Below are 15,929 nucleotides of genomic sequence, written 5' to 3' on the forward strand. Positions count from 1 at the left end.
TACTCCTCGCAGATGGCCTCGGCGCGGTTGCACTCCTTGTATTCGAGGCGCGACGTGCCGCGGATCGTGCTCACCCCTTCGGCTGCGGCGGCCAGCGCGGCCAGCGCCGGGAAGAGGTCGGGGCAGTTCGTGGCATCGAACTCGAAGCCGTGCAGCGGACGGTGGGCCACCGTCACCGACTCCTCATCGTTGATCACGGCCGCGCCGGCCCGCACGAGCGCCGTACAGATGGCCGTATCGGCCTGTTTGGAGAGCATCGAGACGTTGCGTACGGTGATCTCACCGGCCGTGGCGCCGGCCACGAGCAGCATGGCCGCAGCGCTCCAGTCGCCCTCGATGCTGAAATAGGTAGCGGCAAAATGCTGGTTGCCGGGGATGTAGAACTCCTCGTAGTTGCGCTGGCTGATCTCCACGCCAAAGCGCGCCGCCGTATCGAGCGTCATGTCCAGATAGGGGGTCGAGACGGCGTTGCGCACGTGAAGCGTCGTGTCGCTGGCGGCACGCGGCAGGGCCAGCAGCAGCCCCGTGATGAACTGCGAGGAGACCGAACCGTCGACCTCCACCTCACCGCCGTGCATCGGTCCGCAGACCTCCACCGGCAGGAATCCGTCGTTGTCGTGCACCGTGACACCCAGCTGCCGCAGCGGTTCGAGCATCATCGTCATCGGACGCACGAGCAACGTGCCGCGTCCGACGATGCGGATCGGCGTCCGGCAAAGCGAGGCAATGGGGGTAAAGAGGCGCGTGGCGAGGCCCGATTCGCCCACTTCGAGCGTCCGGCCGTGGGGATTCAGACCGCCGCGGATCGAGAGCGACGTGGCGTCGACCTGTTCGACGCGGGCGCCGAGCGTACGGATGCAGTGCAGCGCCGAGCGCGTATCGTCGCAGAACTCCAGATTGCGCAGCACCGTGGGTTCTTCGGAGAGCAGGGCTGCACATGGATGAGCATATGCCGCACATCCACACCACGGTCGTGCCGATAGTGACGGGCGAGCGCAGGAAAGCGAGGAAGAAGCAGGCGGAGGGCAGACGCACCTGCCGCAAGAAAGCCAACGCCGTGCGCCTATGCACCGATGACCTTTTGACACGCGAAAAGCTTGTCACCTACCACGACAGCTACGCCGCAGCGATGACGAAATACGGCTTGCAGCGTGGCATACGGGGTTCGGGAAGCACGGCATACCACCACCGCCCAATATTACCGTGACCTGAAACGGCAGACGGGAGAGTTTGAAGCCAATGTCCGGCAGTTGCAGGCAGAGCATCAACGGGCAGAACGGCAGCTTGACGAAGTACGGAAAGAAATCAGGTCGGAGAAACTGGAAGCCGCCAAGACCGAAGCGAAGACGGCACTCGTGGCAAAGGTCGGTTCTCTTTTGGGCAGCGGAAAGCTGAAAGAACTGGAAACCGACAACCGTACCCTGCAAGGCGAGGTCGCCGCCTGTGACGAAAGCATTGAGTTGTTGCAACAACAGATGGAACGGCAGCAGGAGGAACACAGTCGCCAACTGATGGAACTGCAAGCCAAGCACCGCAGGGAGATGGCGGATAAGGAAGCGGCACACCAAAGGGAAGTGTCATTCCTAAAATCCATTATCCAAAAAGCCAAGAAATGGTTTCCGCTGTTCCAAGAGTTGGTGTACATGGAGAAGTTCTGCTTGAAAGTCGGCTTCAACGAGCGGCAGACCGTCACGCACATCAGCGGCAAGCCGCTGTTCTACGAGGGTGAACTCTACTCGGAGGAACACAAACGGAAGTTCAAGACCGAAAGGGCAGGCTTCCAAGTGGTGAAAGACCCGAAAGACAAATCGAAACTCGCACTTGCCATCAACGGGCAAGTGATTGGCGAATGGTTCAAGGAGCAGTTTGACAGGCTGTTTTTGTCCATACGAAAAAATGTTATGTCACCTCGAAGCAGAAAAGAACTTCGACAATAAAAGTTAATTTGCTTAAACCTAACGGGAAAGGAATAGTCTAATAATTGATTAGGTTATTCCTTTTCGCTATCTTTGAAATGCCATTAAGATGATAAGTTATGGAATCGAATAGCTGGATAAAAGAAGGCGAATGGTTTTGTGCCATTGAGGGCTTGGCCATTCCTGACAAAGTCTATGATTTTTATTTTGAGGAATATGACCGCGAAAATAACAGATTGTATGGAAGACATTTTTCATGAAATAGTAAAATACCCGCCATCAGGGTATAATAAAGATGGCATTTATACATCTGATGACTGGACATCGATATCAGATATCGGGAAATCTTTTAATGGCAAGATTCTATCTGTGAAAGATTATTTGAAAGTCGAAGGACAATATGTTAACACGGTTCTGATGATTATGTCAGCACTTGATTGCGAGTATCTGACCATAGAATACATAGAGGTAAATCAAGATGAAATGGCAAATGATATAGAAATATACAGGGAGAAATATGGTGTTAGTATTACAGGAATACTCCCTAAATTAAAAAAGGGAACAAGGCTCTCGCGAATCAATGTCCCCAATGTGCTCAGACTTTGTTTAAGAGAGCTTTGCTATATTGTTTTTTCATGTAAATCAAAGGAACTGGAATTATTTTTTTCTTATGAATATTACTTAAATGTAAAATGTCCGATAGACAGAATTACACTTAGTCAAATCGTGAAAAAGAACAATTTGTATTTAGACCCAAGGGGATGAGGGTTATGTTTTTGACGGAAGGAGGTAAGCAATGAAAATTAACAAGTGGATTCCTGTTGTTTCAGCCATAAACATTGCTCTGTTAGGGTTGGCAATATATGTTTTGGGGCTGACCAAAACCGCCTGTTGCCCTCCCGTTGGTCGCAATATCAAGAACAGTCATTTCTTTCTTTAATCAGTTCTATGGACTCCTTGCCTGTCATATGCTCAACTGTAATTTCCACCATCAACAAATGGTTGAATCCCTTAGCTATTTCAGCCTCCATGCCAGCTTCGCCATGCGAATACTTGTCTGCCAATAAACCCAAAGCAACACGTTTCTCGCCTTCATCCGTCAATATGCGGGCCTTGCCAAAAACTATCACGCTCCGGAAGTAAGTGGTAAACTCAGAAGGCTTGATATCATCCTGTTCCACCACGCAGAACGAAATCTTGTCATTCCGCGAAATGGCATCCACTTTGTGACCTTTCATGGCACTGTGGAAGTATATTTTGCCATCGGCATATACATAACTGACAGGGACGGCATACGGGTAACCGTCATCCCCGTGAAGAGCCAATGTCCCGTTCGTCATCCTTTCAAGGATGGCAACGCTTTCTTTTGTTGACAATAATTGCCGTTTACGGCGCATTTCTCTAAACATATCAATAAACCATTTCAAGCCAATAATAGACGCTATCAGCGTGGTGATGAAAAACAAGCGGAGAAACGATGCGGGCTCGTGGAAAAATACAATACCAAGCACCACTGTTCCCACCGCACCGATGCCTGTCCATACAGGATAGGCTGTGCCGATGGGCAGAGTTTGTACCGCCTTAGCGAGCAGCGTCATGCTCAGCGCGAGGCTGACAAGAAACCCAGCACCCCAAAGATACCATTCAGTACCTGACACTTCTTTCATCTACCCCAAACAAAAAGCGAAGCCGGATTCAAAGAATCCGGCAACAATCAGAATAATCCAGTTCATACGGCTTTATTATTTCTTTGATAACATGTAAAATATATATATGCAAAGGTAGTGTTTTCCCAGCATAGTCCATTTTACATTTGATAAAAAATGCCATATTCCCATTCATTTATTAGATTCTTTGTACCTCTGTACCAAACAAGAGTTGTTTGGCAGAAAGAAATGTACCGCATATCACGGAAATTGCAACTGTTTCCAAGTCATTACCTCGTTCTTTGAGAAATGCTCATAAGTCTCTTATTTCTAATATATTCTTATTTATATATCGAATTTTACTTGAAAATTCAATAGTTAGTGTTTGTTTAGAATAGTTGGTTGCTATGTATAATTAAAGGGGGATATTATTATTGCCTTGACTTGAGTAATATTCTCCATTAACATTGTTTTTCTTTGAATCAAATGAATATTAAAGTTTATATTCTTATTTAATAGATATTTATAATTGGATTTTATTTTAATTGTATCGCATTTTATCATTAAAGATTAAAAGTTTAACTTTTTATTTCAAGGTAGTTTTCACTAGTGAGCATGACCTCTGAAAACTACATTCCCCCACTTTGTTAATAGAAAATGAGAAAGTAGAGATTTATAGGTCTCTACTTTTTTTAGATAATCTGCCCGGACTCTGTGGGGGACGGATTATCTGATGGGGTTGGACGATGTGGAATGGTTTTCCAATAGTCAGTCATAGCTTGGCTAATATGCTGGCGATGACTTTGGGATTTGGGACGACCTTTTGAGGCGTTGCTGATTTTTTGCTTTGTGTCATTAGACAACTCTCTGAATTGACGTTTTTTGTTTTCCATTGCTATTTGTTTTTTATATAAATAGTAGGAAGAACAATAAAAATGTCAAGAGTAGTAGAGAAATATTTTTTTATAATCGTGGCTGTAAGTCATGTGGCAAACCGTATGAGGCTTATTAAGCCTATCTGTTTTTAGCTTTATTCTAAGGATGCTTATCGTGTGGGACGAATTCATTGAATCATATTGGAAACGTGGCAAAATATGCTTACATTTGTCTATAAATAATTTGCCTATGGATAAATAACAGTCAAAAAGACATATAAATAAAAGGCGTTTAGCTTTTATTTCGGGGATTCTGAAACTTGGACACTTTCACTATCACACCCAATGGAATAAGGTTTGACGCCCATGCTGTATGTGCAGCGTGGGCTTTATTCCGTATATTCGGGTGTGAGGTAGTCCAAGACCGCAGAATCCAATATAAGCGAATTAGTCCGCGCTTTTTGTTTGTCTACATCTATCAAGTCAGGACTAATGGAATTTCTGAAACTTAAATTAAATGGACAAATGAAAAAACTGAAATCTATTGCTGTTCTTTGTATTGCAAGTGTGTTATTCTCATCGTGTGCGCATACGCTATATTCTCCTGAAGTGATGGAGTATAACTATAACATGAGAATGAAGAGTGATAAAGAGCTTACCGCCAAGTCCCAAGTCCGCATCTTTATGTCAGAAAAAGATGTGAAGGGCGATTATACGGTGGTTTCAGTAAATATTTATAAGCCTTTTAGGATTCCTGTCTTTATGAGTTTCCGTAAACAGATGAGCAAGAAATTCTATCAGAAGGCTGTGATGAAGGCTCAGGAACAGGGTGGAAATGGTATCATAGTGACGGCTGCAGGAATGTATAAAGTTATTAATATTACTGCCTGGAATGCTGATGAAGAGGGTCCTGCCACATTCGTTAATGTTATCTTTGATAAGAAATTGATGAATAAGTTTACGAGCGGAGAGGTTTCCAAGGCTACCCAATCTGCTGTTAGACGTTATGAAGCATCTTTCTGTGATGAGATTGCGTTGAATGTCAAAAGTGCAACGACTTTGGAAGAGGTGGATGTCATTAAAGAGAAAATAGCCGCATTGAAGGCTTATAATGCCTCTTTGTCCAAACCTAAGTCGGCTATTGATAAGGTGATTGCAAAATGTGAAAAGTCGTTGGTTAAGGTAGAAAAGAAAATTAAGAAAAAGCAGTCAAAATAGATTACAGATGTCCCCGGAGCAGATTATATGCTCCGGGTTCTTTTTGAAAGGTAGTTGTTGAATAAGAGAATGGATTTCAATCCTGCTGTAAACTCGTTCGATAGGTTTAGGTGTTTCTCTACCAAAGCGGACAATTCGAAAGAGTTGTCCGCTTTTTTTGTTTTTACCGGATGGCTTGTCTGAAGAGCCACGGAGAATGCCGGAACGGGACGGTGGGTGTAATGACGGAAGGAAGGGCGGCGAAGCTTTTTTTGATGGCTTGTCGTGTGGAACACGGTGCCGATTCGAAAGCATGGTGGGGTGGAATGCCCCTTGTTAACCCGAGAAAACGGTCAAAAAAATCATAAGTAAAAATCTTCGGATTCGGACAAATCAAAAGAAATCGCCGTGTTCGAATTTCATTTCATTAGAGAGGACTGCTTTTTCGGCTTTTTTTGTTATGTGGATCAGATTCCAGCCGCTGCAAAAAAAAGGTACTCGTTCTTGTTTTTTTCCTGCGAGATGCTTACCTTTGGACGAGGTATCAGATGCAAAAAGTGTGAGTGAGGAATCGAGTGCACCCCTCGTGCGGCCCTTTGGTCGGAGGTTGCGGGGTTCTCTTTTCCGTTCGGTAAAAACGTGTGTGCGAATCATCGTGGCGAACCTTTGGAACGGATGCCGTTTCGTGGAGAGTGCGTTTTTCCCGATTGAGTGAGTGCTGGAATATATGGTGAAGTATCGAAAGACGTTAAAAATTCAAGAAAATCTCCGGACGGTCCGGAAAAAATAAAAAATATCTCCTATGAAGAAATTCTGCCCAATTACCCCCCCCTCTCCCTTTGTCTTTGTGGGTTTAAGCAGTTGTTTATCAGTTGCTTGGTGTTTGTTTTAGGAGGATTTGCAACCTCCTGTACCTCGGATAAGTCGGAGGGCGCGGTCTCGCAGGCCGAGAATACCTTCTCTTATGCGGGTGCTCAGAGCAAAATCGAATCGGTAGTTTATACCTATGATGAGGAGGAGCGTGTCTATACGTTCTATTTCTCGCCGACCAAGGGTCTGATCAGTCTCGACGCCATGCTTCTGGCCGACGACTACATCAAGATCGAGACGAAAACTCCGGCCGGAGACGTGGAGCTCGGGACCGGAATGAACTCCTTGAAATATAAGGATATTGATATTTCGGCAGCAACGGCCGATTTGGCTACGCGTTCGTCGTCGAGCCTCTATATCCTTCTGACCTCCACCACCACGTTGAAAATGTCGCTCAATGTGACTTCGGGCTCCGGAGTCACGCTTGTCGGAGACTACTACGGCCTGTGTGTGCGCCACACCGATAAGGACAACGTGGATCAGACGCCGATGCTCGACACCCAGATCTTCGCCCGTTATCAGGGTTCGATCAAGGCGGCCGGCACCAATAACTACTATCTGGCCGTTACCAATACCAAATATTCGGGATCGGGCACGTCGTTCGACCTCACGGAAGAGGGTTACGCCCTGGTTCTCGATTTTTACGGCACTCCCGGCGATTCGTGGATGGATATGCCCGTCGGAGTCTTCTCGGAAAGTGCTGGCAACGAGGATCATACCTATTACAGCGATTACAGTTCGGTGATCTATGTCAACGCCCAGGGTGAAAAACGGACGATGCCGCTGGTCGGTGACGTGACGATCCTTCAGGACGAGGAGAGTGGCGAGGTGACCATCAATGCCACCTATCTCGATGCCGACTATCAGGAGCACGAGATCCTCTTCCAGGGTCAGTTGACCATTGCCAACGGTACCTTCAATGCCGCCCTGCCGCAGCTGGGCCGCGATCTGACGATCGAGGGCTTCGACTGCCAGGCCATCTATTTGGGCGACTACTTCTCGACGGGCAGCGGCATGATGCAGATCGTTATCCAGGACCGGAAGATCATGAACGGCGAGATCGGCGGAGCCGGTATCACGCTGGATATCTTCGGTCGCAAGTTCAACGATCCGAAAGACATCTGCCTCGATCCGGATACCTATTCCGCCTCTCAGTCGCTCGCGCAGCGTACCTGGCTGCCGGGAACCGAGGTGTCGCTGATGGGTATGGCCTTCCCGTTCGGTACCTATGCGCTCTACGACGACGGCTCACAGTCGGGTCTGTATACCTATCCTGCAACCGGAGATATCGTCATTGCCAATGCGGCCGACGGTGGTTACCGCATCACGTTCGACCTGATCACGGCCGACGGCTACAGCGTCACGGGTTCGTACGAAGGCAAGATCTATATCGAGGACCAGTCGGACGACAATGAGGATGACGGTTCGTCGACCCTGGAGTCGGATTACGAGCTGGATCTGAGTCTGCAGAAGCGTGCGAACTGCTATCCCTCGGACGACCGGATCTATATCGGAGCATACGGCTTCCAGAATATCAGTGCGATCTATTCCGGTTCTCCGGCTGCTCCGGGAGCCAACAATCCGGAATACCGCTGCAGCTACCAGTATATCGACATCGGTCTGGAGACTGGTACCTACGATAAGACCGATCCGGATTATCAGGGATTGATCGATGTGAATGATCCTTCCAAGGGTGTTGTGGGCAAGCTCGTTCCGGGCGATATCTTCCGCATCGACCTGCTGGTCCAGGAGGGCGACGGAGACAAGATTACTCCGGGAACCTACACGGTTTCGGCCAGCCGCTATCCCGCGGCGATGTATCCGGGAGTCTGCCTGCGTGGATTCCAGTCGGGCGAGGGCCATATCGGAACGCGCTGGCTCTATCTGGATAGCGCTTGGGGCTATGGATCTCCGTATGGATACTCCGGAGATCTGAGCAAGGTGACGAACGATCAGGGTCAGTGTCCGACCAACAAGGCCTCGATGATGGGTTACGCCAGCCTCTACACCGGAACCGTGGTTGTGGAGAAGGCTGAAGGCGGAGACAACTGGTTCTCCTTCACGATTGACGGAGAGGATGTGCTCCACCACAAGATTACCGGAACGTGGACGGGTCCGGTTTACCTTAGAAACTCCGATACGCCGGTCGTTTCGTCGGGCAAGGAGCTGGACGGTAATGACAAACCGGTCGTAACCAGTGCCGGCAAATTGTCGAAGGTGCCCTCGAAGAAGGATGCCTCGCAGGTTCTGTCGGCGGTTAAGGCCCGTTACAATACCAACGGCAAGCTCTTGTTCCGTTAGTACGCCCAATTTTGGGTACTCCCAATTTTCAAGAATTCTCGATGAAGGCACGGGGAATCCCCCGTTCCCTGTGCCTTCATTATCCCTTTTAATCCTTAAAATCAACGCTATGAAAAAAATCTTCCCTTCAGGATTACGTATTCTGACGTGGGTGGCTCTGAGTGCTGCCTTAATCACGGCATCCTGCAACAAGGACGATGCCGATAACGGAGGAAATGGGGGAGAACCTACGCCTCCTCCCGTGTCGTTGACCGATCAGTTCGAATACGATGGTGGTGATCCGATTGATATCAAATCGGTCGTATACGAGATTGACGAGAACGATTCCGAGGTTTATCATTTTTATCTCTCTCCGAGCGAGGGTATCTCGACGGTCAAAGGGATGGAGAATGCTGATGACTATCTGGAAATCGTTGTGAAAAAGCCTCATGGAGAGGTTGATACCGCTTCGGAGGATTTCTCTGTCGCCTACAAGGATATTTCGGTGAACAAGTTGACGCTGGCCACGGACGTGGAGAAAATTCAGTTGTCGACGCGCCTGCTGGAGCTTAGCAACCAGTTTGTTCTTTACCTTGATGTGACGATGAAATCGGGCAAGACGCTGCTGGCCCGTTACAACAACGAGTGCGTGCAGTACAAACTGCCGGTTCTGAGCAATCAGTATGCGTTGGACGATGTGGTCAAGAAGATCGGCAGTATTGTGGAGTGGGTCGATCTGACGGCCGGAACAACGACCTATTATCTTTATGAAGCAGAGGGAGTGACGGGTGCACCTGCGACTGAGAATCCGGCTGCGGTGACCATTGAGCTTGAGTCGGCTCTCGATGCCGAGAAGATTGTCAACGGGCGGTTGACGGCCGGTTCGACGCTGGAGATCGATTTTTCGACGGCCGATCTGTCGAAGGTCTCGATTCAGTGCGGTGAGTTTGCGACTGCCGAGGGAACGACCGGCAAGCTCACGCTGAAGAAGGACCGTGGAGACGATGCGAAACTCTCCGTGTCGCTCGACATTGAGAATGCCGATTCGCGTCTGCGCGCCGACTATGACAACAATACGATCGGTGTAGGTTATGCCAGCACGAATCACATGACGGTGACGGTCGATGGCGCAACTGTCAAGGATGTCGATCTGACGACGATCTATCGCTTTGACAACCAGTATGCAGCCAGCTATCAGTTTGCGCTGGGCGTGCCCGATCCGGATGCCGGGGAGTCGCAGGAGGGTCTTGCCGGGCTGACTACGGGCGGCTATGCCGTACAGTTGAACATTGCCAGCAGCGATATGGGCAAGACGTTCGATCTGGCAACCGATGCCGACAAGATCGGTCTCTTTGTATACGATTACGGTACCTATACGACCTACGATCCGAAGATGGCCTCGGGCAAGGGTGCCACGGGTACGGTCCGCGCGATTGCCGTCGGAATGGCTACCTACTATGTGCGTGTCGACGTGCAGTTCCCGACCGGTCCGTCGGTGAAGGCCGAGTGGTACGGCTCCTTTACGCGCTACGATGCCGACATGACCTCGGTGCTGACGCCGGTTATGCCCTACAAACCGCAGTTTGTTGCCTATGCCGAGGATGGCTCCGTGGTTAACGACTGGGAGATTCGCGAGGTTCAGGTGCGTCACCAGGCCAATTATTCGAGCTATGGTTCTAAAGCCAACGCTTATTTCTTCTATTTCGTAACGCCACAGACCGCCGAGAACGGAATTGATTCGACCAATGGTACTCCGGTGCTGTGTGTACAGGGCGATTATTCGGAGACTGAATCCTTGAATGTTGACATTGATGCCCTGCATGCGCAAGGTGATAAGTTCATCTGGGAATTCAAGATGAACAATAGAGACTACCTTGGATATACTGAATATGGATTTGATCCGAGTTGGAGTACGGGCTCGTCCTGCCGTTGTCCGGATGTGGCCAGTGTTTCGATTTCGAAGGATGACAGCGGCTGGAACATCGAGTTCTCGATGAAAGATCAGATTTCTGCCAAAGGTCAATATTCAAACTGCTTGAAAAACACGATTTACATCCAGTACAAGGGCAAAGTGACGAAATATACGGGCACGCAGAGCAACGATCTTCCGGATTCCTTCTACAATTGATGTATACAATGACTGACAGATAACTGCCGCTCACCCTTCCGGGCCCGGCCGCATTCGGGGCCGTGTCCGGGGGGGGAGCGTATTCTTGTGACCGAACCCCCGCGGGCGTTCGTTGTCCATATCCTGTGTTGAGCCAATTTTCTATTCTTTTTTATGCTGAAAAAACTACTTTTTACGCTATCGGTGACCCTGAGTCTCTGTTTGGCCTCCTTTGCCCAACAGGTCCAGGTAACCGGAACCGTCAAGGACAATGCCGGTAATCCGGTCGCCGGAGCCACCATCCTTGTCGAAGGGACCACGAACGGTACCACCTCCAATGCCGACGGCTCCTATTCCATCTCGGCCGCCTCGGATGCGACGCTGCTCGTCTCGTTCATCGGCTACCAGTCGCAGAAACTCGCCATCGCCGGGAAAACCCGTATCGACATCGTCCTCAAGGAGGATTCGCAGGCCATCGACGATGTGATCGTCGTCGCCTTCGGTACGGCCAAGAAGGAGGCCTTCACCGGTTCGGCTGCCGTGATCAAGTCCGATGACATCGTCAAATCGCAGCAGTCGAACGTCGCTCAGGCCCTGGCCGGCAAGGTGGCCGGTGTGCAGCTGACGAACACCTCCGGACAGCCCGGTCAGAGCCCCGATATCCGCATCCGCGGTTTCAGTTCGCTCAACGCCGGAAACGGCCCGCTGTGGATCGTCGACGGCATGCCCTATTCGGGCGACCTGAACAATCTGAACCCGAACGATATCGAGTCGATGACCGTGCTCAAGGATGCCGCGTCGAATGCCCTGTACGGAGCCCGCGGTGCCAACGGCGTGGTGATGATCACCACCAAGAAGGCCAAATCGAAGGAGGCCGTCATCTCGTTCGATGCCAAGTGGGGTGTCAACTCGCGTGCCGTCAAGGACTACGAGTACATCACCAATCCGGCTCAGTTCTACGAGGTGCACTACGGCGCCCTGAAGCGTTACTACCTTGATTCGGGTTACAGCGAAATTCAGGCTCACTCGCTGGCCAATCAGAACCTGACCGCTTCGGCCAATGACGGCGGTCTGGGCTACATGGTCTACACGCTCCCCGAGGGGCAGGAGTTCATCGGCATCAACGGCAAGGTCAATCCGCAGGCCACGCTCGGCCGCCGCGTCGTCTACGAGGGGGAGGAGTACTACATCCAGCCCGACAACTGGACCGATGCCGCCTTCCGTCACTCGCTGCGTCAGGAGTACAACATCAGCATTTCGGGTTCGGGCGAGAAGACCTCGGTCTATGCGTCGGCCGGCTACCTCGACAATCAGGGTATTGCCTACAACTCCGACATGCAGCGCTTCACGTCGCGTCTGAAGGTCGACTATCAGGCCAAGAAGTGGCTGAAGATGGGTGCCAACATCAACTATTCGCGCTTCAACTACGACCAGATCGACGACGGAGGCGCCAGCAACAGTTCGGGCAACGTCTTCGCCTACACGACGACCGTCGGCCCGATCTACCCGCTCTACATCCGTGACGGCAACGGCAACATCCGCTACACGGAGGACGGGATCATGATGTACGACTACGGCCGCAATGCCGGCATGGAGCGTTCGATCTTCACCGACAGCAACGCCCTCTCGGATTCGCGCCTCGACACCTCGAATGCCGAAGGAAACGCCTTCAACGGCACGACCTATTTCGACATCACCTTCCTGAAGGATTTCAAGTTCACGTTCAATGCGGGCGTCACGCTCGACGAGACGCGCTCGACGAGCATCATGAACCCCTATTTCGGACAGTACAAGGGCGAGAAGGGCCTCATCGGAAAGGGCCACTCGCGTCAGTTCGAATACAACACGCAGCAGATCCTGAACTATACCAAACAGTTCGGGGCCCACAACCTCAACGTCATGGTGGGTCACGAATACTACAATGCCCGCAGCTACAGCCTCTCGGCCAGCAAGAGCCACATGCTCACGCAGGAGAACGACGAGCTTTCGGGTGCGGTCATCGACAAGCAGAGCGCCGGATCGTCGCGCAGCGAGTACAACAACGAAGGTTACTTCGCCCGCGTGATGTACGACTACTCGAGCAAGTACTTCTTCTCGGCCTCGTTCCGCCGCGACGCCTCGTCGCGCTTCCACCCCGATCACCGCTGGGGTAACTTCTGGTCGCTGGGCGGTGCGTGGATCCTCTCGCGCGAGGATTTCATGGCCGGGACCCAGGAGTGGCTGGACAACCTCAAGGTGAAGGCCTCGATCGGTTCGCAGGGTAACGACAACATCGGCAACTTCCAGTATACGAACACCTACACGATCGAGAATGCCAACGGCGAGGTCTCGACGGTCTTCAACTCGAAGGGTTCGGAGAACATCACCTGGGAGACCAACTCGAACTTCAATGCCGGTGTCGAGTTCAGCTTCCTGCGCGGAATGGTGACCGGCGGCGTGGAGTACTTCCTGCGCAAGACCACCGACATGCTGCTGTCGTTCCCCGTACCGCCTTCGCAGGGCTACTCGTCCTACTACGCCAACGTCGGCGACATGCGCAACAGCGGTATCGAAATCGAACTCAACTACACGCCCATCCGCACCGACAAGATCGTCTGGGACATCAACCTCAACATGACCCACCTGCGCAACAAGATCACGATGCTGCCGCAGGAGCGCCGCAACAAGGTGGTCGAGGGCTACGGCGGTTACGTGAGCGGCACGACCTTCTTCGGCGAGGGGCTTCCGATGTACACCTTCTACATGAAGAAGTACGCCGGCATATCGAGCGAGGGTGAGTCGATGTGGTACATGGACGAGACGGATGCCAACGGCAACGTCATCGGGCGTACGACCACGACCGAATATGCCAAGGCTTCGGATTACCTCTGCGGCGACCCGATTCCCGACCTCTACGGCGGTTTCGGCACGAGCCTGAGCTGCTACGGTTTCGATCTGAGCGTGGCCTTCACCTATCAGATCGGCGGTCTGGCCTATGACTCTGGATATGCCGCCGCGATGTACTCGCCGGCCAACAAGTCGACGGGTATGAACTGGCACAAGGATATCCTCAATGCCTGGACGCCGGAGAACTCTTCGTCGAACATCCCGCGTCTGCAGTACGAGGATCAGAACCAGAACGGTCAGTCGGACCGCTTCCTGATGAATGCCAGCTACCTGAACCTGCAGAACATCAACCTCGGATATACGCTGCCGGCGAAACTCTCGCAGAAACTCGGCATCGACCGGATCCGCATCTATCTGGCCTGCGAAAACGTTTATTACTGGTCCAAACGGCAGGGTTTCGATCCCCGTTACTCCTACTCGGGATCCACCTCCCAGGCAACCTACTCGCCCGTGCGCACGATCTCGGGCGGTATCAATCTCCAGTTCTAAACGCCCAAAGATACACATACAGACTATGAAAAACAACTTGAAAATATCGCTTGCAACGCTTGCCGCAGCCGTTCTGGCCACGGGCTGCATCAAGGAAGCGACCCCGACGGATATCGCCATCGAACGTCAGGTAACGCTCGAAACGACGATCCGCGGTATTCCGGCCGCCCTGGTCAAGGCCGGATCGACGGGCTATGCCCAGCAGGGTGCCGCGTGGGACTTCTCGCTGCCGGCCATCCACCTGGCCATGGAGTCGATGACGGGCGACCTGGTGGTGACGGGCAACATCGGTTACGACTGGTTCGCCCAGTGGGGTACGAACGACGCCCTGGGCGCCGACTACGCCGTCGGAGCCCTGACGTGGGACAACTACTATACGTGGATCATGATGGCCAACAGCGTCATCAGCCTCATCGACACGGATGACTACATGTCGCTCGATGCCACGCAGCGCTCCTATCTGGGCTTTGCCTACGCCTATCGCGCCATGTTCTACTTCGACCTGGTGCGGCTGTACGAGTTCAAGGAGAATACGGTCACCTCGGCCCCGGAGCTGCTGGGTCTGGGCGTGCCCATCGTGCTGCCCGAGACCACCGAGGCGCAGGCCAAGAACAATCCGCGTGCGAAGGTCGACGACATCTACGACCAGATCATCTTCCCCGACCTGGACAAGGCCGAGACGCTGCTGGAGAGCTATGCGGCTCCGGACAAGTATACGATCAGTCTGGCGCTGGTCTACGGCCTGAAGGCGCGGGCCTACCTGGAGCGCGGCACGGCCAAGAACGACGTTGCGGCCTATCGGTCGGCGGCCGAGTACGCCCGCAAGGCGATCACGGCCAGCGGCTGCACGCCGCTGACGCAGGAGCAGTGGGAGGATCCGACCAACGGCTTCAACAGCGCCACCTCGAACGACGCCTGGATCTGGGGTCTGGCTCTTCCGAACGAGAGTGTTCAGCCGCTCTTCTGCTTCACGGCGCACATGAGCTGCGAGAATGACTGGTCCGCCTACAACGCCGGCCGCGGTATCAACAAGAACCTCTACAACAGCATCAGCATCCGGGATTTCCGCCGCCACTCGTGGCTCGACCCCGACCGCAACAGCTATGCCTACAAGAGCTGCCGCAGCGACAGCAAGGATTACTTCGCCAACAGCCTGAAGGATTATGCCAACATCAAGTTCCGTCCGGCCCAGGGAGCCTATCAGGACTACAACGTCGGCGGTGCGGCGGATCACTGCTGCATGCGTGTCGAGGAGATGTACTTCATCGAGGCCGAGGCTACGGCCCAGGCCGGCAACCTGCCGGAGGGTGTTCGTCTGCTCAACTCGTTCATGACCAGTTACCGCATGATGGACGGTGCGACGTACGACTGCTCGGTCAAGGTGGGCTCGTCGCTCGACAACTTCGTCAACGAGCTCATGCTGCAGAAGCGTATCGAGTTCTGGGGCGAGGGCATCGTGATGTTCGACATGAAGCGTCTGAACATGTCGAGCAAGCGCGGCTATGTGGGTACGAACGCGCCGTCGTCGTACCGGCTCAATGTCGATGGCCGGGCTCCCTACTGGAACATCGTCATCACCCGCGGTGAGACGCAGAACAATCCCATCATCGCCAAGCAGAACAACCCCGATCCGTCGGGTATGATCGAACCGTGGAAATAATCC

The 15,929-nt window shown here is 52.2% G+C and carries 11 protein-coding genes and 1 pseudogene; 7 read left to right on the forward strand and 5 right to left on the reverse strand.

Annotated elements, in window-relative coordinates:
- Positions 1–1,067, reverse strand: a 1,067-nt coding sequence (locus tag B5E60_RS12750; protein ID WP_087312250.1) for a 3-phosphoshikimate 1-carboxyvinyltransferase, incomplete at its 3' end; no start/stop codon positions are given.
- A gap of 84 nt (positions 1,068–1,151) precedes the next feature.
- Here B5E60_RS12750 and B5E60_RS13835 point away from each other — a divergent pair.
- Together B5E60_RS13835 and B5E60_RS12760 are read left to right on the forward strand one after the other, a co-directional pair.
- A complete protein-coding gene (locus B5E60_RS13835) occupies positions 1,152–1,937 on the forward strand; it encodes a recombinase (RefSeq protein WP_239403351.1) in 786 nt (261 codons plus the stop codon).
- Positions 1,938–2,156: 219 nt separating this feature from the next.
- The gene (locus tag B5E60_RS12760; RefSeq protein WP_087312219.1) at positions 2,157–2,681 is read left to right on the forward strand and encodes a hypothetical protein; all 525 of its coding nucleotides are present in this window, start codon (positions 2,157–2,159) and stop codon (positions 2,679–2,681) included.
- A gap of 149 nt (positions 2,682–2,830) precedes the next feature.
- Here B5E60_RS12760 and B5E60_RS12765 read toward each other — a convergent pair whose 3' ends face one another.
- From B5E60_RS12765 to B5E60_RS12775, 3 genes and pseudogenes are all read right to left on the reverse strand, one after another.
- Complete coding sequence (locus tag B5E60_RS12765) at positions 2,831–3,325, reverse strand: 5-nitroimidazole reductase NimG (RefSeq protein ID WP_087312253.1); 495 nt, start codon at positions 3,323–3,325, stop codon at positions 2,831–2,833.
- A 12-nt stretch (positions 3,326–3,337) separates the two neighbouring features.
- Positions 3,338–3,649: pseudogene (locus B5E60_RS12770) on the reverse strand (DMT family transporter); the annotation flags it as partial.
- 605 nt (positions 3,650–4,254) lie between these two features.
- Positions 4,255–4,455 (reverse strand): hypothetical protein, encoded by a 201-nt coding sequence (locus B5E60_RS12775; protein ID WP_087312220.1) that lies wholly within the window; start codon positions 4,453–4,455, stop codon positions 4,255–4,257.
- 507 nt (positions 4,456–4,962) lie between these two features.
- Here B5E60_RS12775 and B5E60_RS12780 point away from each other — a divergent pair.
- The gene (locus B5E60_RS12780) at positions 4,963–5,655 is read left to right on the forward strand and encodes a hypothetical protein (RefSeq protein WP_143260765.1); all 693 of its coding nucleotides are present in this window, start codon (positions 4,963–4,965) and stop codon (positions 5,653–5,655) included.
- Positions 5,656–6,027: 372 nt separating this feature from the next.
- On the opposite strand, the gene B5E60_RS14105 is transcribed toward B5E60_RS12780, so the two are convergent.
- Positions 6,028–6,288, reverse strand: a complete 261-nt coding sequence (locus tag B5E60_RS14105) for a hypothetical protein (RefSeq protein ID WP_204246481.1) — start codon at positions 6,286–6,288, stop codon at positions 6,028–6,030.
- 225 nt (positions 6,289–6,513) lie between these two features.
- Between B5E60_RS14105 and B5E60_RS12785 the strand changes: the two genes are divergently transcribed.
- The 4 genes from B5E60_RS12785 to B5E60_RS12800 all read left to right on the forward strand — a co-directional run bounded on the left by B5E60_RS12785 (position 6,514) and on the right by B5E60_RS12800 (position 15,926).
- Positions 6,514–8,805, forward strand: a complete 2,292-nt coding sequence (locus B5E60_RS12785; protein ID WP_143260766.1) for a hypothetical protein — start codon at positions 6,514–6,516, stop codon at positions 8,803–8,805.
- A 109-nt stretch (positions 8,806–8,914) separates the two neighbouring features.
- Complete coding sequence (locus B5E60_RS12790; RefSeq protein ID WP_143260767.1) at positions 8,915–10,912, forward strand: hypothetical protein; 1,998 nt, start codon at positions 8,915–8,917, stop codon at positions 10,910–10,912.
- Between the two features lie 153 nt (positions 10,913–11,065).
- Positions 11,066–14,266 (forward strand): SusC/RagA family TonB-linked outer membrane protein, encoded by a 3,201-nt coding sequence (locus tag B5E60_RS12795; RefSeq protein ID WP_087312228.1) that lies wholly within the window; start codon positions 11,066–11,068, stop codon positions 14,264–14,266.
- Positions 14,267–14,291: 25 nt separating this feature from the next.
- Complete coding sequence (locus tag B5E60_RS12800; RefSeq protein ID WP_087312230.1) at positions 14,292–15,926, forward strand: RagB/SusD family nutrient uptake outer membrane protein; 1,635 nt, start codon at positions 14,292–14,294, stop codon at positions 15,924–15,926.
- The last annotated feature ends 3 nt before the right edge of the window (positions 15,927–15,929 follow it).

The sequence above is a fragment of the Alistipes sp. An116 genome (assembly GCF_002161005.1).
Lineage (GTDB): Bacteria > Bacteroidota > Bacteroidia > Bacteroidales > Rikenellaceae > Alistipes > Alistipes megaguti.

Coding starts and splice junctions, on each gene's coding strand:
- B5E60_RS12760 (WP_087312219.1), top strand. CDS start 2,157: ATGGAAGACATTTTTCATGAAATAGTAAAATACCCGCCATCAGGGTAT.
- B5E60_RS12765 (WP_087312253.1), bottom strand. CDS start 3,325: ATGTTTAGAGAAATGCGCCGTAAACGGCAATTATTGTCAACAAAAGAA.
- B5E60_RS12775 (WP_087312220.1), bottom strand. CDS start 4,455: ATGGAAAACAAAAAACGTCAATTCAGAGAGTTGTCTAATGACACAAAG.
- B5E60_RS12780 (WP_143260765.1), top strand. CDS start 4,963: ATGAAAAAACTGAAATCTATTGCTGTTCTTTGTATTGCAAGTGTGTTA.
- B5E60_RS14105 (WP_204246481.1), bottom strand. CDS start 6,288: ATGATTCGCACACACGTTTTTACCGAACGGAAAAGAGAACCCCGCAAC.
- B5E60_RS12790 (WP_143260767.1), top strand. CDS start 8,915: ATGAAAAAAATCTTCCCTTCAGGATTACGTATTCTGACGTGGGTGGCT.
- B5E60_RS12795 (WP_087312228.1), top strand. CDS start 11,066: ATGCTGAAAAAACTACTTTTTACGCTATCGGTGACCCTGAGTCTCTGT.
- B5E60_RS12800 (WP_087312230.1), top strand. CDS start 14,292: ATGAAAAACAACTTGAAAATATCGCTTGCAACGCTTGCCGCAGCCGTT.